This is a genomic window from Streptomyces venezuelae (genome assembly GCF_008642315.1).
GTDB lineage: Bacteria > Actinomycetota > Actinomycetes > Streptomycetales > Streptomycetaceae > Streptomyces > Streptomyces venezuelae_D.
Window position 1 is genome coordinate 1460224 of sequence record NZ_CP029192.1, and the last position, 19506, is coordinate 1479729.

General features: G+C 72.0%; 24 protein-coding genes. 7 read left to right on the forward strand and 17 right to left on the reverse strand.

The features are described from left to right. Positions 1–16: 16 nt before the first annotated feature. Positions 17–724 (reverse strand): ANTAR domain-containing response regulator, encoded by a 708-nt coding sequence (locus DEJ48_RS05990; RefSeq protein WP_411757425.1) that lies wholly within the window; start codon positions 722–724, stop codon positions 17–19. Positions 725–797: 73 nt separating this feature from the next. Between DEJ48_RS05990 and DEJ48_RS05995 the strand changes: the two genes are divergently transcribed. Further along, complete coding sequence (locus DEJ48_RS05995; RefSeq protein ID WP_150215132.1) at positions 798–1934, forward strand: PAS domain-containing protein; 1137 nt, start codon at positions 798–800, stop codon at positions 1932–1934. Here the strand turns inward: DEJ48_RS05995 and DEJ48_RS06000 are convergent. Next, positions 1915–2727 carry an RNA polymerase sigma factor SigF gene (locus tag DEJ48_RS06000; RefSeq protein ID WP_150215135.1) on the reverse strand — a complete coding sequence of 271 codons (813 nt, stop codon included), beginning with the start codon at positions 2725–2727 and terminating at the stop codon, positions 1915–1917. The two genes, DEJ48_RS05995 and DEJ48_RS06000, sit on opposite strands and share 20 nt — an antisense overlap. A gap of 379 nt (positions 2728–3106) precedes the next feature. Between DEJ48_RS06000 and DEJ48_RS06005 the strand changes: the two genes are divergently transcribed. Then, positions 3107–3544, forward strand: coding sequence for a CBS domain-containing protein (locus DEJ48_RS06005; RefSeq protein WP_150215137.1), 438 nt, complete (start codon positions 3107–3109; stop codon positions 3542–3544). A gap of 122 nt (positions 3545–3666) precedes the next feature. Further along, positions 3667–4227 (forward strand): type 1 glutamine amidotransferase domain-containing protein, encoded by a 561-nt coding sequence (locus tag DEJ48_RS06010; RefSeq protein WP_150215139.1) that lies wholly within the window; start codon positions 3667–3669, stop codon positions 4225–4227. A gap of 48 nt (positions 4228–4275) precedes the next feature. Here DEJ48_RS06010 and DEJ48_RS06015 read toward each other — a convergent pair whose 3' ends face one another. The 3 genes from DEJ48_RS06015 to DEJ48_RS06025 are packed head-to-tail and all read right to left on the reverse strand — an operon-like array spanning position 4276 to position 6142. After that, positions 4276–5283, reverse strand: a complete 1008-nt coding sequence (locus tag DEJ48_RS06015; RefSeq protein ID WP_150215142.1) for a Ppx/GppA phosphatase family protein — start codon at positions 5281–5283, stop codon at positions 4276–4278. A gap of 50 nt (positions 5284–5333) precedes the next feature. Continuing rightward, the gene (locus tag DEJ48_RS06020) at positions 5334–5912 is read right to left on the reverse strand and encodes a TIGR03086 family metal-binding protein (protein ID WP_150215144.1); all 579 of its coding nucleotides are present in this window, start codon (positions 5910–5912) and stop codon (positions 5334–5336) included. Further along, a complete protein-coding gene (locus DEJ48_RS06025; RefSeq protein ID WP_150215146.1) occupies positions 5909–6142 on the reverse strand; it encodes a DUF6158 family protein in 234 nt (77 codons plus the stop codon). The genes DEJ48_RS06020 and DEJ48_RS06025 overlap by 4 nt, the downstream gene beginning before the upstream one ends. A gap of 277 nt (positions 6143–6419) precedes the next feature. On the opposite strand from DEJ48_RS06025, the gene DEJ48_RS06030 reads away from it, so the two are divergent. Continuing rightward, positions 6420–7970, forward strand: coding sequence for an alpha/beta hydrolase (locus tag DEJ48_RS06030; protein WP_223831919.1), 1551 nt, complete (start codon positions 6420–6422; stop codon positions 7968–7970). A gap of 15 nt (positions 7971–7985) precedes the next feature. Here the strand turns inward: DEJ48_RS06030 and DEJ48_RS06035 are convergent, their stop codons facing one another. Next, entirely contained in the window at positions 7986–9614 is a 1629-nt protein-coding gene (locus DEJ48_RS06035; protein WP_150215150.1) for an ABC-F family ATP-binding cassette domain-containing protein, read from the reverse strand. Positions 9615–9705: 91 nt separating this feature from the next. Between DEJ48_RS06035 and DEJ48_RS06040 the strand changes: the two genes are divergently transcribed. Together DEJ48_RS06040 and DEJ48_RS06045 are read left to right on the forward strand one after the other, a co-directional pair. After that, positions 9706–11238, forward strand: coding sequence for a bifunctional phosphatase PAP2/diacylglycerol kinase family protein (locus DEJ48_RS06040; protein ID WP_223831920.1), 1533 nt, complete (start codon positions 9706–9708; stop codon positions 11236–11238). Positions 11239–11331: 93 nt separating this feature from the next. Continuing rightward, complete coding sequence (locus DEJ48_RS06045) at positions 11332–12141, forward strand: methyltransferase domain-containing protein (protein ID WP_150215153.1); 810 nt, start codon at positions 11332–11334, stop codon at positions 12139–12141. Positions 12142–12169: 28 nt separating this feature from the next. Here DEJ48_RS06045 and DEJ48_RS40185 read toward each other — a convergent pair whose 3' ends face one another. The 11 genes from DEJ48_RS40185 to ligD all read right to left on the reverse strand — a co-directional run bounded on the left by DEJ48_RS40185 (position 12170) and on the right by ligD (position 18741). Then, positions 12170–12616, reverse strand: a complete 447-nt coding sequence (locus DEJ48_RS40185; protein ID WP_223831921.1) for a gas vesicle protein K — start codon at positions 12614–12616, stop codon at positions 12170–12172. Positions 12617–12620: 4 nt separating this feature from the next. Continuing rightward, positions 12621–12809, reverse strand: coding sequence for a gas vesicle protein (locus DEJ48_RS06055; protein WP_150215155.1), 189 nt, complete (start codon positions 12807–12809; stop codon positions 12621–12623). Beyond that, on the reverse strand, positions 12806–13642 hold the full coding sequence (locus DEJ48_RS06060) for a GvpL/GvpF family gas vesicle protein (protein ID WP_223831922.1): 837 nt from the start codon (positions 13640–13642) through the stop codon (positions 12806–12808). The genes DEJ48_RS06055 and DEJ48_RS06060 overlap by 4 nt, the downstream gene beginning before the upstream one ends. Further along, positions 13623–14048 (reverse strand): gas vesicle protein, encoded by a 426-nt coding sequence (locus DEJ48_RS06065; RefSeq protein WP_223831923.1) that lies wholly within the window; start codon positions 14046–14048, stop codon positions 13623–13625. The genes DEJ48_RS06060 and DEJ48_RS06065 overlap by 20 nt, the downstream gene beginning before the upstream one ends. Beyond that, positions 14045–15220: an SRPBCC family protein gene (locus tag DEJ48_RS06070; RefSeq protein WP_150215157.1), complete on the reverse strand. Its 1176-nt coding sequence runs from the start codon at positions 15218–15220 to the stop codon at positions 14045–14047. Before DEJ48_RS06070 ends, DEJ48_RS06065 begins: the two co-directional genes overlap by 4 nt. Continuing rightward, complete coding sequence (locus DEJ48_RS06075) at positions 15213–15902, reverse strand: DNA primase (protein WP_150215159.1); 690 nt, start codon at positions 15900–15902, stop codon at positions 15213–15215. The genes DEJ48_RS06070 and DEJ48_RS06075 overlap by 8 nt, the downstream gene beginning before the upstream one ends. Before the next feature lie 2 nt (positions 15903–15904). Next, on the reverse strand, positions 15905–16144 hold the full coding sequence (locus DEJ48_RS06080; protein ID WP_150174161.1) for a gas vesicle protein GvpG: 240 nt from the start codon (positions 16142–16144) through the stop codon (positions 15905–15907). Positions 16145–16151: 7 nt separating this feature from the next. Then, complete coding sequence (locus DEJ48_RS06085) at positions 16152–16892, reverse strand: GvpL/GvpF family gas vesicle protein (protein WP_150215160.1); 741 nt, start codon at positions 16890–16892, stop codon at positions 16152–16154. Beyond that, on the reverse strand, positions 16889–17317 hold the full coding sequence (locus tag DEJ48_RS06090) for a gas vesicle structural protein GvpA (RefSeq protein ID WP_150215162.1): 429 nt from the start codon (positions 17315–17317) through the stop codon (positions 16889–16891). Before DEJ48_RS06090 ends, DEJ48_RS06085 begins: the two co-directional genes overlap by 4 nt. A 69-nt stretch (positions 17318–17386) precedes the next feature. Beyond that, positions 17387–17731, reverse strand: a complete 345-nt coding sequence (locus DEJ48_RS06095) for a gas vesicle protein (RefSeq protein WP_150215164.1) — start codon at positions 17729–17731, stop codon at positions 17387–17389. 47 nt (positions 17732–17778) lie between these two features. Further along, a complete protein-coding gene (ligD, locus tag DEJ48_RS06100; protein ID WP_150215166.1) occupies positions 17779–18741 on the reverse strand; it encodes a non-homologous end-joining DNA ligase in 963 nt (320 codons plus the stop codon). 222 nt (positions 18742–18963) lie between these two features. Between ligD and DEJ48_RS06105 the strand changes: the two genes are divergently transcribed. Next, positions 18964–19497: a hypothetical protein gene (locus tag DEJ48_RS06105; protein ID WP_150215168.1), complete on the forward strand. Its 534-nt coding sequence runs from the start codon at positions 18964–18966 to the stop codon at positions 19495–19497. Positions 19498–19506: the final 9 nt, after the last annotated feature.

The window sequence follows — 19506 nt, forward strand, 5'->3', positions numbered from 1 at the left end:
GCCCTCGGGGCCTGCGTCAGCGGGCCAGTGAGACCAGTTCGCGTTCCAGGCCGCGGCCCTTCGTCTCGACCAGTGCGGCGGCGACGTCGGCCAGCTTGCGGTTGGTGGCCTGGGAGACGCGTCGCAGCACTCCGAAGGCGGTGTCCGCGTCGCATCCGAGGACGTGCATGACGATCCCGGACGCCTGGTCCACGACGGGCCGTGTCCGCATGGCCGTGCCGAGCTGGTCCAGCTCGGTCAGCGCGGCGCGGTAGTGCCGGTCGCGCACGAAGCTGGTCGTGGCGAGGTCCCCGAGCGCCTGGGCGGGGCCGTGTCCGGGGTCGTCGAGCGCTCCGGGGCGGAAGCTGAACAGGGTGAGGGTGACGGTGAGCCCGCCGCGCTGGAAGGGCAGCGTGACGCAGGACCGTACGCCCGCGTCGAGGGCCATCGCCCGGTACTCGGGCCACCGCTCGTCCCGCAGCAGGTCCTCGGCGTCGACGGGCGCGCCCCGCTCCTCGGCGGCGGGGATGGGTCCTTCGCCGGAGCGCAGCTGCACCGAGACGAGCCCGGCGAGGTCGGGGTGGGTGACGGCTATGGGCTGCTCGTCGCCTCCGTCGGACACCGTCGTGCTCGCGCCGCAGCAGGCGGGGGTGCAGCGCACGGCCTGCTCGGCGAGTTCGGACAGCCTGCGGCCGGGCAGGGATGACTCGGGCCGAAGCAGGTCCGGGTCGGGCATGGGCGCCATGACTGTTCCTCCTCTCCTTCTCGGCTTCCCGGCACGGCCCACGGAAAACGGCCGCAGCGGATAGGTTCGGCACATGTCCCAGATGGAGCAGTTCGGTGAAGAGCTCGCGGACTTTCTGCGCCGCGTCGCCGAGTTGAAGTCGGCCCGTTCCGTCCCGGCCGGCGACCTCAGCACCGTCCTGGACGCCGCCCTCTTCGAACTGGACCATGTGGCGGACCAGTTGTGGCCCACGTTCGAACGGCTGGCCGTCAACGGCCAGTGGGACGACGCCTCGTCGGACCGTGATGAGCAGCGGCTGCTGCGATCCCTGTTCCAGCGGATGCCGCTGCCGGTCGCGCTGGTCGACAGGGAGACCGTCGTGCGGCGCATGAACTTCGCCGCGACGGGTCTGACCGGGGTCCGCGCGGGCTATGCGACGGGCCGGCCGCTGACCGGCTTCCTGATGCACGCGGACCGGGTCGCGTTCCGTACGCAGACCGCGGCGGTCGCCCGCGGCGAGGGCGACCGCAGCCTGAACGTGCACCTCCAGCGGAGCCCCGGCACCCCGGTCCGCGCGACCCTCACCGCGCTGCGCCCCGGCGCCGAGCCGCGCACGGCGGTCCTCGTGGTGCTGCAGCCCGCGAAGGACCACGAGCAGCAGCGGCCGAGCGTCGCGTGGCCCGCCCCCGATCTCGGCGAGGCGACCCGGCACGCGGCCCAGCTCGACCTGATGGACGCCATGACGTCGGCGCTGCTCGCCGCGCCCGCGGCGGACGGCGCGGCCGTCCTGGAGGCGGCCGCCGGGGTGCTGCACGGACGGTTCGCGGACTGGGTGATCGCCGACGAGGGCGCCGCCCGGCTGCGGCGCACGACGGTCCTCGGACCGCCGGACGCCCCGGCCGCCGACGTCCTCGCGCAGGACCCCGCCGCGTGCCCCCTCGTCGTGGAGGCGGCACGCGGCGGGGCGGCCTCGCTTCAGGTGCGCCCGGAGGATCCGGACGCGTTCGGCAGGGACGCGTCCGGCGCGCACGTGCTCGTCCGCGCCGAGGTCACGTCCCTGCTGTGTGTGCCGCTGACCGCCCGCACGCACGGTCCGGTGGAGGGCGTCCTCACGCTCTTCCGGAGCGGCGCGCGGCTCGCCTTCTCGATGGCCGAGGCGCGGGCGGTCGACGTGATGTCACGGCACGTCGCGCTGGCGATGCGGCGGGGTGTCAGGCCGCGTCCTTCATGACCTGGTCGCGCAGCCGGTCGCAGCAGCGGCTGATGAGCCGTGAGACGTGCATCTGGGAGATGCCCATCTCGTCGGCGATGCTGCTCTGCGTCATGTCGCCGAAGAACCGCATGTAGAGGATGGTCCGTTCGCGTTCGGGGAGCTGTGCGATGCGCGGCTTGACGGCCTCGCGGTCGACGACGACGTCGAGCGCCGGGTCGGTGCCGCCGAGGGCGTCGCTCAGCGAGTAGCCGTCCTCGCTGCCGGGGAGTTCGGCGTCGAGGGAGAGCGCGGTGAAGCTGTCGAGCGCCTCCAGGCCGGCCTTCGCGTCCTCCTCGCTCATCTGCGCGTGGCGGGCGATCTCGGCGGTGGTGGGGGCGCGCCCGGAGACCGTCTGGGCCAGGTCCTGGCGGGCGAACCGCACGCGGTTGCGCAGGTCCTGGACGCGACGGGGCACGTGCAGGGTCCACATGTGGTCGCGGAAGTGCCGCTTGATCTCACCCGTGACGGTGGGGACCGCGTAGCTCTCGAACGCGGTGCCGCGCCGCGGGTCGTAGCGGTCGACGGCCTTGACCAGGCCGAGCGCCGCGACCTGCCGCAGGTCGTCGAGGGATTCGCCGCGGTTGCGGAACCGGCCGGCGAGCCGCTCCGCCATGGGGAGCCAGGCCTGGACGATCTCCTGGCGCAGGGTGTCCCGCTCGGGTCCCGGTGCCAGTTCGACGAGGCGGTCGAAGGCTTCCGCGGTGTCGGGGGCGTCGTCGTGCGGGTGACGCCTTGGCCTCGTGGCCACTGCAGTGGTGGTGTGGGATCGCATGGTGCGTCGCAACTCCCTCATGGGTGCCTTGGGATGGACGGTCACCGTGGGAGTGCGCGCACGCCGGGCCGCCACGGGCACACCCGGGGAGGCGAGCGTCGGGGACGCTCCCACGGACGTGCCTCCGGTCCGAAGCACTTTCTTCCGCCTGCCCCGCGCCTTCGGCAGCAAACACACCGGCCAGGTTTCCCGTCGGTCGGGCAGGACACCCGGAGAGACTGCCCTTTTCCCGACGGTCGGATCCGGGACCGCCGCGCGAGGACGGCGGAGAACGGTCGGAGGCCCCTCCCGCGGAGGCATGGCTTCAGGGCTCAGGGGTACTGCGGGCGGAGTCAGCACGCCGAACGTATGACGGACGCATGCAGGAAGGGTTCCAGCCATGACCGATTACGTAAGGGACGTCATGACGCCGGGTGTCGTGGCCGTACGGCCCGACGCCTCTCTCGTCGAAGCGGCACAGTTGATGCGCGCCCAGGACATCGGCGATGTCCTGGTGGCGGCGGAGGGCCGGGTCCTGGGCCTGCTCACGGACCGGGACATCGCGTTGCGCGCCGTGGCGGACGGCGCGGATCCGCTGACGGTCAGCGCCCAGGCGGTCTGCACGCCCAATCCGGTCGTGGTGACGCCCGACGACGCGGTGTCGGAGGCCATCGGGCTGATGCGCGACCACGCGGTGCGGCGCCTGCCGGTCGTCGAGGACGGCCACCCGGTGGGGATGGTGAGCCTCGGCGACCTCGCGGTGTCGCAGGACCCGACGTCGGCGCTGGCCGACATCAGCCGCGCGGCGCCGGACGGGGGCCTGGATGGAAGGGTTTAAAACCTACCCATACGGACAATCAGATCTTGTACGGAGGATCATTCGCAGCCACGGAGCATCACGGAGCATCACCCGCAGGCACCTCCGTACAGCATCAGCCGACAGGAAGGACGAACCCCGCCATGCCGCAGCGCATCGCGTTCCTCGTGGCGCCCGAGGGCGTCGAGCAGATCGAACTCACGGACCCCATGCAGGCCGTCCGGGACGCGGGCGGCGAGGCCGTCCTGGTGTCCACGGACCCCGGCGAGGTGCAGGGCTTCAACCACCTCGACAAGGCGGACACCTTCCCCGTCCAGGAGGTCGTGGCCGACGCCCGGGCCGACGCGTTCGACGGACTCGTACTGCCCGGCGGCGTCGCCAACCCGGACTACCTGCGGACCGACGCCAAGGCCGTGGCGTTCGTGAAGGACTTCTTCGACCGCGGCCTGCCGGTCGCGGCCATCTGCCACGCCCCCTGGACGCTCGTCGAGGCGGACGTGCTGGGCGGCCGCACCCTGACCTCCTGGCCGAGCCTCAGGACCGACATCCGCAACGCGGGCGGCACCTGGGTCGACGAGCAGGTCAAGGTCTGCACGGGCGGTCCCAACACGCTCGTCACGAGCCGCAAGCCGGACGACCTGAAGGCGTTCTGCGAGGCGTTCCTCGCGGAGTTCGCCAAGGGGGCCAAGTCGCAGTCCGGCTGACCCCTCAGGTCGCATCAGGCCGCATCAGGTCACGTCCCGTGGCGCGCCTCAGGTCCCGGCGGGCAACGGCAGCAGCATCTGGGCGGTGCGGCTCGTGTCACCCGTGTGCACGTGCTCACCGGCCCACCAGTCCGCGTCACCGTCCTCGATGTAGCGGAGCAGGATGCCTTCGCGCAGGGCCCATGGGCAGACGGTGACCTCCTCGATGCCGGTCAGCTTCATCGCCGTGTGCGCGACGACCGCGCCGGCCACGCACTGACCGGCGCGCGCCGCCGAGATCCCGGGCAGCTGGGCGCGTCGCTCGGCGGGCAGCGACGCCAGCTCCTTGAGCGCCCTGCCGAGTTCGACACGGCGCAACTGCCGCTCCACGAACGGGCCGTAGCGGCCGGGCGCCGCGCCGCACAACCTGGCCAGCTGCTGGAACGTGCGGGACGTGGCGACGGCCGTGTGCGGCATCTCCCAGCGGATGCGGGCGGCCACGTCCCGCAGTTGGTGGCGCACCTGGCGGCGCACCGCCTTCAAATCCTCGGGGCGGGGCGGGTCCTGGCCGTCGAAGAGGTCCCTCGTCAGCAGCCGCGCCCCGAGCGGCAGCGAGGCCGCGTAGTCGGGCAGGCGGCTGCGCCCGAAGGCCACTTCGAGGGAGCCGCCGCCGATGTCGAAGAGCACCAGCGGCCCCGCGCGCCACCCCATCCATCTGCGGGCGGCGAGGAACGTCAGCTCCGCCTCGGCCTCGCCCGACAGGGTACGCAGCCGGATTCCGGTGCCGGCCTCCACCGCTTCGAGCACCTCGTCCCGGTTCGGGGCGTCCCGCACGACCGAGGTGACGAAGGCGAAGGGCTCGTACACCCCCCACCGCTGCGCCTCCTCCCGTACGTCGCGCACCGCGTCGACCAGTTCGCGCACCGGCTCCTCGCCGAGGCGCCCGTCGTCGTCCAGTTGTTCTCCCAGCCTCAGGCGTCTCTTCACCGTGTGGACCGGCAACGGCACCTGCCCGTCGGCGTCCGCGACGACGAGCCGCACCGTGTTCGAACCCACATCCACCACTCCGACTCTCATGAACATCAGGTTCCCTCTGTTCGCGAGCCGAAAGACAGGCGATGGTGATCTCAGGCCTCGCGACCTAGGAGGTTCAGGAGTTTCGTCTGCTCGTCGGCGCCCACGGGCGGCTCCACCGCGGGGGCGAAGAGGCCGCTCTTCTCCAACTCGGCCGCGTACGGCTCCACTTCGCTCAGTGCGAAGGCGACGAGGGCTTCGGGCAGCGCCTCGTCGGCGCCGATCGCTCGGGACAGGTCCCAGGCGTGCACCACGAGGTCGGTGATCATCTGCCCGGCGTAGAACGGCGCCGAGGCGTCACCGAACGACAGGTGGACGGTGCGGTCGAGGGCGCCCTCCTCGCGGAAGGCGGCGCGTGCCGCGGCGGACGCGGTGTCCCAGGACGCGAGCGGGTCGGGGCCGAGCATGTCGCCGTCGAACGCGTCGCCGACGGACTCCGTGGTGGCGCCGTCGCGGAGCAGCGGCGGCACCCACAGCTGCTCGGACGCGAGGTGGTTGACCAGGTCGTGCACGGTCCAGTCCGTGCAGGGCGTCGGGGCGTCCCACTGATCGGCGCGGACGGCGTGCACGCGGTCGGTGAACAGGTCGAGCGCCTCGCCGTGCCGCTCCAGCAGGGTCCGGTTGTCCGTCATGTGTTCGTGGTTCCCCTCTCCCGCGCGCCCGCGCGGGTCCGGCCCCCGGCCACCGACCTGCGCGGGTGGCGGCGCAGGTATTCGCCTTCGAGTTGCGCCATGCGGTCGTTGTGGGCCCGCAGGGCGTCGTTCGAGCCGTGCAGCAGGGTGCTGTGGCGGGTGCGGTGGATCGTCTCCAGCTCCTTGATGAGCTGCTGGTCGTCCAGCCTGCCCGGATCGACTCCGTTCATGGATCGCTCCGATCGCTCTGCGTGCGACCGCTGTCCGATCGCGGTCCGAACGCTCTGTCGCGGCGCTCCCTGCCTTCCGGGTACCCGCTGGGCCCGTACTACCCAGGATGCACCGCGCACGGGCCGCGCGCGCCCCGCACGGGCCGACCGGTGCGTACAGGAACCCCGGGATTGTCCTGAAACAGAGGCGTCTGCCGGGGAGGCAGGGGATGCCGTTTCCGCGTCCACACGAGCGGCAGAACCATTGCGCACCACTCCGACGGGAAGGACCGCCCACGTGCCCCACTCCGTACCGAGACGCCGCCGCTTATCGCTCGTCGCTCTCGCTGTCACCGCCGTACTGACCCCCGGTCTCGCCGCGCTGCCGGCCTCGGCCGCACCCGGGCAGGACGCCGGGAGCCGCCCGCTCAGCCGGTTCACCGACCAGCAGCCGGACTGGAAGCGGTGCGGGCCCGACACGCCCGCCGCCTACCAGTGCGCCTCCATCAAGGTGCCGCTGGACTACCGCGACCCCGGCGGCACCGCCATCGACGTCGCGATATCCCGGATCCGGGCGGGCGACCCCGGCAAGCGCCGCGGCGTCCTGCTCTCCAACCCGGGTGGACCCGGCGGCCCGGGGCTCGACCTGCCGCTGTACTTCACGGAGACCATGCCCGAGTCCGTGACCGACCGCTACGACCTGATCGGGTTCGACCCGCGCGGCATCGGGCGGAGCACACCGGTCAACTGCGGTCTCACCGACGACGAGAAGCGCTTCCCGCGCTCGTACCGGCCGTTCGACGAGAGCGTCGCCCGGGCGAAGAGCGTCGCGGACAAGTGCCGCAAGGAGACGGGCCCGGCGCTCGCGCACATGACGACCCGCAACACCGCGCGGGACATGGACGTCCTGCGGGCCGTCCTCGGCGAGAAGAAGATCTCGTACTACGGCGTCTCGTACGGGACCGCGCTCGGCTCCGTCTACACACAGCTGTTCCCCCGGCGCGCCGACCGGTTCGTCCTGGACAGCGCCGTCGACCCGAAGCTGATGTGGCGCAAGATGTTCCAGGTGTGGGCGTCGGAGGCCGAGCCGGCGTTCGCGCGCTGGACGCGGTGGACCGCCGCGCACTCGGCGACGTACGACCTGGGGAAGACGCCGGCCGAAGTATCGCGGACCTTCTGGGACTTGGTGGAGCGGGCGGACCGCGACCCGATCGACGTGGGCACGGCCAAGCTCACCGGCACCGACATCCGCGGCTTCCTGCGCCGCGAGTTCTTCACCCCGCGCAGCGCAGCCGAGCTCGTCGGCATGCTGAAGGACGCCGCCGCGGGCAAGCCGGTCCCCGACTTCCCGGCCGAGCCGGAGAGCCCGGACAACCTGGTGTCGGCGCTCTGGACCGTCGTGTGCGGCGACGCGCCCATGCCGCGCGACCCGGAGACGTACCGCCGCGACTCGGTCCGTGACGCGGCGCGCCATCCGCTCTTCGGCGACTTCGCGTCCAACATCAACCCGTGCGCCTTCTGGGACCGTCCGGTGGAGCCCCTGACGAAGGTCGACAACCACGTGCGTTCGCTGATCGTGCAGAACGAGTGGGACTCGCAGACCCCGCTGTCGACCGCGCGCGGCATGCACCGCGCGCTCAAGGGATCCCGGCTGCTGACCGTCGACGAGGGCGAGGGGCACGGCGTCGTCTACGGCATGTCGGCGGGCCCCGCCAACCGGTGCGCCGAGGACACCGCCACGGCCTACCTGGTCGCCGGCAGGCTGCCGGCGAAGGACGTGACGTGCCGGGCCGCGCCGGGCGTCAAGCCCACGCAGCCGCTCTCCCCGGCCTCCCCGGCCTTCGGCTGACGCCGGGCGGCGGGTCTACCGCACGCGGTCGACCCGCCGCTCGTCCCACACCGGCTCCGGCGTCTCACGGACCCGGCCGTCGCTGCCGAAGACCAGATAGCGGTCGAAGGAGCGGGCGAACCAGCGGTCGTGGGTGACGGCGAGGACCGTGCCCTGGAACGACTCCAGACCTTCCTGGAGCGCCTCCGCGGACTCCAGGTCCAGGTTGTCGGTGGGCTCGTCGAGGAGCAGCGCCGTGCAGCCCTGCAGTTCGAGCAGCAGGATCTGGAAGCGGGCCTGCTGGCCGCCGGAGAGCCGCTCGAACTTCTGCTCGGCCTGCTGCGTCAGCTCGTACCGCCGCAGCCGGGACATCGCGGCGCCGCGGTCCTGCGCGTGCTCGCGCCACAGGATGTCCAGGAGCGGGCGGCCCATCAGCTCGGGGTGGGAGTGGGTCTGCGCGAAGTGTCCCGGCACGACGCGCGCGCCGAGCTTCCAGAGCCCCGTGTGCGCCACCGGGTTCTCGGAGTCGCCCGCGAGCAGCCGCAGGAAGTGCGACTTGCCCGAGCCGTTCGAGCCGAGGACGGCGACCCGCTCGCCGTAGAAGACCTCCAGGTCGAAGGGTTTCATCAGGCCGGTCAGTTCGAGGTTCTCGCAGGTCACGGCCCGTACGCCGGTGCGTCCGCCGTGCAGTCGCATGGTGATGTCCTGCTCGCGCGGCGGCTCGGGGGGCGGTCCGGCCTCCTCGAACTTGCGGAGCCTGGTCTGGGCCGCGTGGTAGCGCGACGCCATCTCATGGCTGACGTCGGCGGCCTGGCGCAGGGTGCGGACCAGCTTCTTCAGCTGCTCGTGCTTCTCGTCCCAGCGGCGGCGCAGTTCCTCGAAGCGGGCGAAGCGTTCCTTGCGGGCCTCGTGGAACGTGGCGAAGCCGCCGCCGTGCACCCACGCGTCGGCGCCCTCGGGGCTCTGCTCGACGCTGACGATCTTCTCGGCGGCGCGGGCGAGGAGCTCCCGGTCGTGGGAGACGAACAGGACGGTCTTGCGGGTCTCCTTGAGCTGCTCCTCCAGCCAGCGCTTGCCGGGGACGTCGAGGTAGTTGTCCGGTTCGTCGAGGAGCAGCACCTCGTCGGTGCCGCGCAGCAGGGCCTCCAGGACGAGGCGCTTCTGCTCGCCGCCGGAGAGGGTGCGGACCTCGCGGAACTGGGCCTTGTCGTAGGGGACGCCGAGCGCGGCCGTGGTGCAGATGTCCCACAGCGTCTCGGCCTCGTACCCCTGGACCTCCGCCCAGTCGGAGAGCGCCTGGGCGTACTTCATCTGGGCGGCCTCGTCGTCCACCGTCATGATCAGGTGCTCGGCGGCGTCGACGGCCTCGGCGGCCGCCCTGATCCGCGGCTGGGCGACGGAGACGAGCAGGTCGCGCACGGTCGACTCGTCGCGCACGGAGCCGACGAACTGGGGCATCACGCCGAGGCCGCCGCTCACGGTGACACTGCCGCCGTGCGGCTGGAGCTCGCCGGAGATCAGCCGGAGCAGGGTGGTCTTGCCCGCGCCGTTCGCCCCGACGAGGGCGACGACCGCGCCCTCGCCGACCCGGAAGGAGACATCACCGAGCAGCGCCCGCCCGTCCGGCAAGTAGTACTCGAGGTGTGCGGCTTCCAGATGTCCCATGAGCGGGATTCTCCGTGGCCGGAGGGTGCCCGGGCAAACCGTTTCCCGACGCGGGCGGCCTGAACGGCGAAGGCGGGGGTACGTGTGCGCCATGTGCGCTGACAACCCCGACGTCTCCGGTCTCGACCTGTCCCGCCCCGCTGCCGGGCACCGCCCGGTCAAGGCCCGTCTGGTCTCCTTCGACAGCCGGCTCTTCGAGGCGGTCGCCACGCGGCACTGGCCCGGCGCCGACCGGGTCCTTCCCGGGCTCAGTCAGAGCGCCAACCACGGCGTGCTGTGGTTCGCGACGGCCGCGGCGATCACCGCGACCCGCACCCCGCGGGCCCGGCGCGCCGCGGTGCGCGGCGTGGCCTCGCTGGCGCTGGCCTCCGCGACGATCAACACGCTGGGCAAGCGTTCGGTGCGCCGCGCCCGGCCGCTGCTCGACTCGGTGCCGTTGATACGCCAGCTGAAGCGGCAGCCCGTCACCACGTCCTTCCCCTCGGGCCACGCGGCGTCCGCCGCCGCGTTCGCCACCGGGGTGGCGCTGGAGTCGCGGGCCTGGGGCGCGGCGGTCGCACCGCTCGCGGCGGCCGTGGCGGTCTCCCGCGTCTACACCGGGGCGCACTTCCCGAGCGACGTCCTGGTGGGCGGTGCGCTGGGCGCGGGCGCGGCGTTCGCGGTGCGCGGTCTGGTGCCGACGCGCTCGCAGCTGGCGCCGCCGGGACGGCCCCGGGTGACGGCGCCCGCCCTGCCGGGCGGCGCCGGTCTGGTCCTGGTGACCAACACGGGGGCGGGCACCCCGCAGCGCGTGAAGGCGCTGCGCGACGCGCTGCCGGAGGCGGAGGTCGTCGTCGCCGAGCCCGCCGACGTGGGCGCCGAGCTGGAGAAGGCGGCGGCCCGTGCGACGGTCCTCGGGGTGTGCGGCGGCGACGGCACGGTCAACGCCGCGGCCCGCGTCGCGCTCCACCACGGTATGCCGCTCGCGGTGCTGCCCGGCGGCACCCTCAACCACTTCGCGTACGACCTCGGGGTCGAGGACGCCCGCGATCTGGCGGGTGCGGTGGAGGCGGGTGACGCGGTCGCCGTCGACGTCGGCCGGTTCACCGCGGAGGGCGCGAAGTCCGGGGAGCCCAAGGAGGGGTACTTCCTCAACACGTTCAGCCTGGGCGTGTACCCGGAGCTGGTGCGGCAGCGCGAGCACTGGTCGCCCCGCATCGGCGGCAAGCCGGCGTCGGTGCTCGCGGCGCTCAAGATCCTGCGCTCCGACGAGCACCCGCTGACCGCTCAGTTCCGCGGCAAGGACCGGGCGCTGTGGCTGCTGTTCGCCGGCAACTGCACGTACCACCGGCCGGGCCTCACGCCGGGCCGCAGGCTCGACCTGGCGGACGGTCTGCTCGACGTGCGCATCGTGCACGGCGGGCGCAGGCCGGGCGCGCGGCTCCTGACCGCCGCGCTGACGGGCCCAGAGGTGCGCTCCCCCGCGCAGGCGGCCGCACGGCTGCCGAGGCTGCGGGTGGACGGGCTCAGCGAGGGCACGGCCGTCGCGTTCGACGGTGAAGTGACGCACGTGCAGGGCTCGTTGCTCATCGACAAGCTCCCGGAGGCGCTGACCGTCTACCGCCCGCTGAGCAACCTCCGCTGACCACATACTGATACACGGGTCTCACCATTCGGCATGGCGGCGTACGGTCTCCGTACTCGCAGTCTTCGTACTCGCACACGAAGGAGCTCCGCCATGCCGCAGGAGACCGCTGTCTACACGCACGGGCACCACGAGTCCGTGCTGCGCTCGCACACCTGGCGCACCGCCGCCAACTCGGCCGCCTATCTGGTCGGTTCGCTGAAGCCCCACATGACCGTCCTCGACATCGGCTGCGGGCCCGGCACCATCACCGCGGATCTGGCCGCGCTGGTCCCTGACGGGCGGGTGACCGGCGTGGACCGCGCCCCCGGCATCCTGGAACGGGCCCGTGCCACCGCGGCCGAACGCGGCCTGGACAACGTCGAGTTCGCGGTCGCCGACGTGCACGAACTCGACTACCCCGACGACTCGTTCTGCGTCGTCCACGCCCACCAGGTGCTCCAGCACGTCGGCGATCCGGTGCGGGCGCTGCGCGAGATGCGGCGCGTCTGCAAGCCAGGGGGCATCGTCGCGGTGCGCGACGCGGACTACGAGGCGATGACCTGGCATCCGCGGACGCCCGTCCTGGACGAGTGGCTGGACCTCTACCGGAAAGTGGCCCGCGCCAACGGCGGCGAGCCCGACGCGGGACGCCGCCTCAAGTCCTGGGCGCTGGAGGCCGGCTTCACGGACATCACCGCGACGGCGGACACCTGGTGCTACAGCTCGCAGGACGAGCGCGCCTGGTGGAGCGGGCTGTGGGCGGACCGTACGGTCGACTCCTCCTACGCCGGGCGCGCGGTGGAGAGCGGTCACACGGACGCGGCGCGGCTGCGCGCGATCTCCGGGGCGTGGCGGGAGTGGGGCGCGCGGGAGGATGCCTGGTTCGCGGTGCTGCACGGGGAGGTGCTCTGCCGGAAGTGACGCGTCCGCCCCTCGGCCCCCTCGTGCGTCACTCCCTGGGGAGCAGCGGGCCCAGCGGTCCGAGGTCCAGGTTGAGGTCCTCGGGACGCAGCCCGTACCGCCCCCGGAGCTCGGCCATCCGGTCCTCCAGGAGCATCAGCGTGAGGCCGATCCGCTCCTCCTGGTCCTCGGTGAGCTCGCCGGTGTCGAAGCGGCGCACGGCCTGCCTCTCCATCAGCTGACGCAGCAGTTCGACGATGGTCAGGACCAGTTTCACCAGGTCCCGCTCGACGGTGTCGGGGGCGAGGTCCACGCGCTTGCGGCGGTCGGTGTTCCGCTCCGCCTCCGTTCCCGCCTCCGTTCCCGTCTCCGTTCCCGTCTCCGGACACATGCGGTCCGCTTCCGCACGCAGGCGATCCGCCTCCGCACGCAAGCGATCCGCCTCCGCACGCAGGCGGTCCGCTTCCGCGCGTGCGGCATCCAGTTCTGTGCTCATGGGGTCACTCCAACTCCGGCCACGGCGAGGGCACCTGCTCGTTGACCGAGCTGATCAGGGCGTTCAGGTCGATGCGCACGAGGTCGACGTCCGCGATCCGCAGAGTGACGTCGCCCGCGATGACCACGCCGCCCGCGAGGAGCCGGTCGAGCAGATCGACCAGGGCGACTTCCCTGCGTTCGACGACGGTCATGCGGTCGCGTCCTCCTCGTCGTTCGCGTCACCCGTGAAGGAGTACGCCGCCCACGGCCCCGTCAGCTCCACCCGGAGCCTGCTCGTCCCTGCGCCCTCGTCCTTGGTGCGGTCCACGAGCTCGACGAACTCCTCGGAGTGCGTGCGGGACACCAGATAGGCCGCGTTGAGCACGTTGCGGCCCGGCACGCGGGACAGCTCCGAGTTCTGCGGGGCATGCAGCCGGCAGTCGTCGGCCCGCTCCGCGAGCCGCTCGTGCAGCTCCCGGCCGAAACCCTCGGCCTGCTGCCAGTTCTCCTCCTGCGCCGTGCGCTGACTGCGCCGGCGGCGCAGGTAGTCACGCCCGGAGCGGGGCGCGTCGGACGCCTCGGACGGGGTGTCCTCGGCGTCCTGCGCGTTCTCCATGTACACCTTCACGCCCCACTCCACGCGCCCGTCGATGCGGTCGAGGACGCGGTGGAACCGCTCCGCGCCGTCCTCCAGCATCGCGCGTACGCCGCTGTCGTCCCGGAAGACGGTCGCGAGGCGCAGCGGCAGCGGGCAGGTCACCGTGGTGAGCGCGTCGATCACGCGCTGGTGGGCGCGGGCCGTCTCGGAGAGCCAGTCCAGGTCTTCGAGGTGGGCGCGCAGGGGCGCTTCCGCGAAGTCCCGCTCCGGCACCGGGCCGACCAGGGCGACCAGGTCCCCGTGGACGAGCTGCCGGGGCGGCACGCCGCCGACCCCGGTGAGGTCGGCGGCGAGCGGCGCGGCGAGGGGGCGGCAGACCGCGTAGACGTACCGCAGGTCGTCGTGGTGCGGTCCGCCGCCGTGCGGGTCAGCGTTCGCGGCGTTCACGTGTCTCCTCACTGGCCTTGGTCCTGGCCCGCGTCCCGGCCTTGGCCTTCGTCTCGGCCTCGGCCTTCGTCTCGGCCGGCTCAAGGGCGTCCCGCTCCTCGAGCTCCGCCAGACGCTGCCTCAACTCGGCGTTCTCCCGCGAGAGTTCGGCACGGCGCGCTCCGGAGGAGAGCGCCGGGTCGTCCTCCCACCAGTCGATGCCCATTTCCTTGGCCTTATCGATCGAGGCCACGATCAGGCGGAGCTTGATGGTGAGCAGTTCGATGTCGAGCAGGTTGATCTTGATGTCACCGGCGATGACGATGCCCTTGTCGAGGACACGTTCAAGGATGTCGGCGAGGTTGGCCCCGCCACCGCCGCTGCCGTACGGGCCGGGGAGGCCACCGCCGCCGGGTGAGACCGTCATCGACGGTCCCGCCCGCCGCCGGCCGACCCGGCGTACTCACGCTGCTTCTCGTCGTCGGCCTCGGGCTCGTCCTCTTCGTACTCGGACTCCGGCTCGTCCTCGGACTCCGGCTCCTCCTCGTCCTCGTACTCGGCCTCGGGCTCGTCCTCGAGCTCCTCCTCGGGGACGTCCTCCTCGTCCTCGTACTCGTCGGCCGGCTCGTCCTCGTGCTCGCCCTCTTCGTACGCCTCGTCCTCTTCGGGCTCGTCGTACTCGGACTCGGGCTGCTCGTCGGACTCGGCGCCGCGCTCGTCCTGCACCTCGTCGTCCTGCGCCTGGTCCTGCGCCTCGCGCTCCTCCTCTTCCTCGGCCACCGCGTCGTCGTGGCTGCGGACGACCTCGCCGTCGCGGATCTCGCCGCGCCAGCCGTCGCTCGCCTCGCCGCGCATCGTGATGTGCCGTGCGAAGTGCTTGAGGTCCAGGCGGGCCCGGCGGCCCTGGGCGCGCCAGATGTTGCCGGTCTTCTCGAAGAGGCCCTTCGGGTAGTACTCGATGATCAGCAGCACCCGGGTGAGGTTCTCGGCGAGCGAGTGGAAGGTGACGACACCCTTCGTCGTCCCCTTGCCGCCCTCGGAGGTCCAGGTGATGCGCTGGTCCGGCACCTGCTCGGTGGTGTGCGCCTTCCAGCTGCGGCTGGACCAGAAGACCTTGAGCTGCCAGTCGGAGTCGGTGTCGCTCGCCACGGTGGCGCCCTTGACGCCCTTGGCGAAGGTGGAGAACTCCTGGTACTGGGTCCACTGGTCGTATGCGTCGCGCAGCGGCACGCCGACGTCGATGTACTCCAGGATGACCGTCGGCTTCTGGCCCGCGCCGCCCTTCTTGCGCTTGCCGCCGCCGAGGCCCTTGAAGGCGTCGGTGACCTTGTCCTTCAGGTGGCTGCCGCCGAGTTCCAGCGCGCTGCGCACCGGGCCCTTGCCCTCGGCGACCTTCTTGCCCGCCTGCGCGGCGAGCTTGCCGAAGCCGGGGCTCTTGCCGTCCGCGATGTCGTTGAGCTTGACGGTGGCGTCACCGAGCTTGTGTCCGACGCCGACGAGCATGCGCTCCGCCTGCGCCATGAGGTAGGCCTGCGCCTCCTCCTTGAGGCGGTCGGCAGCGGGACTCTTCGTGATGTTGCTCAGGGGCGAGTCAGCCATTGTCGCTGCCTCCCTTCGTCCTGCCGCCGCCCGAACGGGCCGACGAGGTGGCCCTGCGGGCGGTCCCGCGGGACGCGGCGGCCGTCTTCTTCTGGGCGGTCTTGCGGGCCGTCTGCTGCGCGGTCTTCTTCGCCGGAGCCTTCTTCGCGGCCGTCTTCGACGCGGTCTTCGCGCCCGTCTTCGGCGCGCTCCTCTTGGCCGGCGCCTTCTTGCGCCGCTCCCCGGACCGGGTCTCGTCATCGGATTCCGCGTCGGCGTCCGCGTCCCGTTCGTTCTCGGGTTCTTCGTCGTCGTAGGCGTCGTCGGCGTCGTCGTCCGCCTCGCGGTCCCGCTTGTCGTCGCCGCCCTTGACCTCGTCCGGCACGACGCCGGATATGCGGTCCTGGACACCGAGGGTGCGGTCGTGCAGCCGGTCGGCGAGGCCTTCCAGCTGGCGGTTGAGGAGGGATCCGGTGGCGGCCTTGCCCACGCCCCGCAGGTCCTGGCGAAGCTGGTCGCCGATCTCCTTGAACTGCGGGTTGTTCTCCAGCTGCTGGGTCACCATCTGGCCCAGCGCCTTGGGGCTCAGGTTGAGCCGCTTGCCCGCCACCATGCTGCCGACGGCGAACGCGAACTTCGCCTTCTTCGTGCGCCCGAGAACGTATCCCGCGCCCACGGCCAGGCCTACTGCAAGTCGGTTCATTATCAGAAGTCCTGTCCTGTGCTCTGCTGCAGTCGGTCAAGGAGCTGGTCCTCGCACCGCTCGAACTCGGCTTCGTCGATCTCTCCCGCCTCCAGGAGCTCTTCGAGGCGGGAGAGTTCACGACGGATCGCCGAGGGGTCGTAGTACTGCCGCTCCGCCTCGTCGACCACCTGCCTGAGCACCCAGAGGGAGCCACGGGCAGGGGCCAGAGGCAGCATGAGCAGTTCTCCTATGAGCCCCATGCCGTCATCACTCCGCGGGCTCGGAAGGCCCCGGGTCGACGAAGCTGTAAGGGGGCAGCGGGCCGTGCACCCGCAGGTCCAAGTGCGGCTGCGTGGCCTTGAGTTCCTCGACCGCCGAGAGGAATCCCTCGGACGTCTTGCGGTCCACGAGGAACGAGATGTTCGCCAGCCAGCCGGTGCCCTCGGGCCCGTCGCCGACCGCCTCGGCCGTCGGTTCCAGTGCGCGCCGCACCTCGACGGCGTCGCTCTGCTCGCGGGCCCGCACGCCGTTGGTGATCGCCTCGCCCAGTTGCAGCTTCTGCTCGTGGGAGCCGCCGCCCGCACGCTGGTTGGCCTCGACCATCGCCCGCAGGTCCGGGTTCTCGGCGAGCACCTGGTGCAGGACGGCCTCCTCGTGGTGGGTGGCCTTCACGTTGTACTCGACCTTGCCGTCGAGGGTGCGCAGCCGCTCCTCGTAGTGACCGGCCCGCTCCCCCAGTACGGAGACGACCGTCTCGTCGTCCGGGGCGAGGCTGCCGAAGCGCATCGGGAGCACGGACCCTGCCGCGCCGGCCTCCGACAGGACGTTCTGGTGCGCGAGCAGGTCGCGCCGCTTGGGCTTGAGGTCCTCGGGGGCGTCGCTCACGATCGCCGCGAGGTCGCCGTTCTTCAGGACGCGCACGGGGAGCGCCGGTCGACCGATGCCCTCCATGCCGTCCGGCAGCGCCGGGTGGGAGCTGCTCGCGATGCCGTAGACGTACGTGGTCATTCCTGCTCCTCCTTCCGGCGGGAGGTCGAGCGGCGGGCCCTCGGCCGCTCCTCGCTCTGACGCTCGCCTTCTTCACGGGACTGTTTGAAAGCGTCCGATATGGTCTCGGCGGCTCCGGAGAGCGCGCCCTTCGACTTGCCCTTGGCGCCGGACTCCGTGATCTCGCCGACGAGGCCGGGCAGGCCGGGGTCCTTCTTCTGTCCGGTCTCCAGGTCGAGACGGTTGCACGCCTCGGCGAACCGGAGGTAGGTGTCGACGCTCGCGACGACGACACGGACATCGATCTTCAGGATCTCGATGCCGACCAGCGAAACGCGTACGAAGGCGTCGATGACGAGTCCTCGGTCGAGGATGAGCTCCACGACGTCGTACAGGCCACTCGTGCCGCCTCCGCCGCCGGACTGTTGTGCCGGGACTACGGTCATACCGACGGTGCCTCCTTGAGTCTTGTCCTGCTCTTTCGGGCCGTGTCTTGTCCGGTCGTGCTGCCGGCTCTAGCCGCCCGTTCCGCGGGGCTCCGAACGTCCGCGCTCGTAGCGGCGCAGCCGTCGGTAGCCGGTGAGCTCGCCCTGCGGGTCGAGCTGCACCTCGTAGCTCGCGAGGAGGCTCATCGTGTCGGGGACACGGGAGAGCTCCAGAACCTCTATCTCCAGCAGCCAGCCGTCCTCGGTGCGTTCGAACGACGACACCGATTCGGGGGTCATGCCGGTCAGCTCGGCGAGCTGCTCACGCGCGTTGCGGAGGACTGCCATGGGGCCCGGCAGCGATTCCTTCTCGCTGCTCGATGCCTTTTCATCCGTTGTCTTGCTGTCTGTGGTTTTACGGGGTGTATTGGCCATGTTCACCTCCTCCACCGGGTTACCCGTTGAGCCTTGGCCAAACGTGCTCAGCCGCGGAGCGCCCGCAGCTTCCGGCGGGCGGGCCCGAGGGCGCGTCCCGAGCGCAGGACACCGGCCCAGGGCTCGGTGCGGGCCTGCTCCACGGCGGTGTCGATGGTCCAGCTGCGGGCGTGCACCGCGGGGTCGTCGAGCTGCTCCCAGGCGATGGGCACGGCGACCGGTGCCCCGGGCGCCGCCCGCACGGAGAACGGGGCGACGGCCGTCTGCGCGTACCCGTTGCGCTGCACGTCGAGGTAGAGCCGGTCGCCGCGGTCCTTCTTGCGCGGCGCCGTGGTGAGCCGCTCGGGGTGGGCCTCGGCGAGGGTGTCGGCGACGTCCTTGGCGAAGGCGCGGGCGTCGTCGAAGTCGTGGTGGCCGTTGAGGGGCACGATGACGTGCAGGCCGCGCGAGCCCGTCGTCATGAGGGCGGACGGCAGGTTCATCTGGTCGAGGAGCTCGCCGAGGAGACGGGCGGCGTCGCGCACCGACGCGAAGTCGTCCTCGGCGGGGTCCAGGTCGAAGACGAGCCGGTCGGGGCGGTCGATCCGGCCCGTCCGGGAGAGCCAGCGGTGCAGGGTGACGCAGGCCTGGTCGGCCAGGAAGAGGAGCGTCGCCGTGTCGTCGCACACGGTGTGGGTGACCGTGCCGTCCTGCTTGGCCACCTCGGCGCGGGTGATCCAGTCCGGATAGTGGTCCGGTGTGTCCTTCTGCATGAAGCGGGGGCCCTCGACGCCGTCCGGATGCCGCTCCAGCATGAGGGGACGGTCGCGCAGGTGGGGCAGCATGAACGGCGCGACGGACCGGTAGTAGTCGAAGAGGTCCGCCTTGGTCAGGCCCGAGCCGCCGCCGTCCCCGTTCGTGCCCTTGTCCTTGCTCCTGCCCTTGGCGTCGGTGACCGGGAAGAGGACCTTCTGCGGCCGGTGCAGCTCCACGGTGCGACGGCCGGCCCGTACCGTCCGTACGTCGTTCATGGGGAATCCCTTCGGCTCGGTTCGCCGGGTGCGACGTGCCTCGGCGGGTACCCAGCGTCAGGTCCTGCACGCGTGCGGGACGGTTCCGACACGGTGGCGTTCACCCTGGTCGGGAGGGTGGCTGGCACCACCGGGAAGTCGGGGGCGGACGGGCGTGCCCCTGGGCCGCGGGGCCGGAAGGATCGGACGTACCGCATCCGGTACGCATCTGAGAGGCGCCCCATGCCGCAGCACCCCGAAGTGACGAACCCCTCGCGCGCGGAGCGCGGCACCGACCTGCCAAGTACCCCTCGCCCCCGGCCACGCCCCCGCTCGCACGAGCAGCGGCTCCTCGCCCCGGCGCTGGCCCGGATGCTGCCGGGCGCCGACGGGCCGCCCGCTCCCGGCCCGGTCAGGGCGGCCTTCGCGCTCTGGCTCACCGCTGCCGCCGCGGGCGTCTTCATGACGGCCGCCGACGGGCTCCCGCTCCTGCCGTTCCTGCCGCTCCACATGGCGGTGTGCTCGGCGGCCGTCCTGGTGGCGGTGCGGATGCGGCGGGGCGACCGGTGGGCCCGCTGGGTGCTGGCCTGCGTGCTCGGGGCGACCGGCACGCTGTCGCTCACCGCGTGGGCGGGCGCCTCTCCCGGGTGGCCGCCGGGCTTCGCCGACGTCCTGGCGGGCGCCGGGTGTGTGCTGCATCTCGCCTCGGCGCTCACGGCGACGGTCCTGATGTTCCGCCCGGCGGCCAACGCCTGGTTCAGGGCGGTGCACCGCTGACCGCGGCCG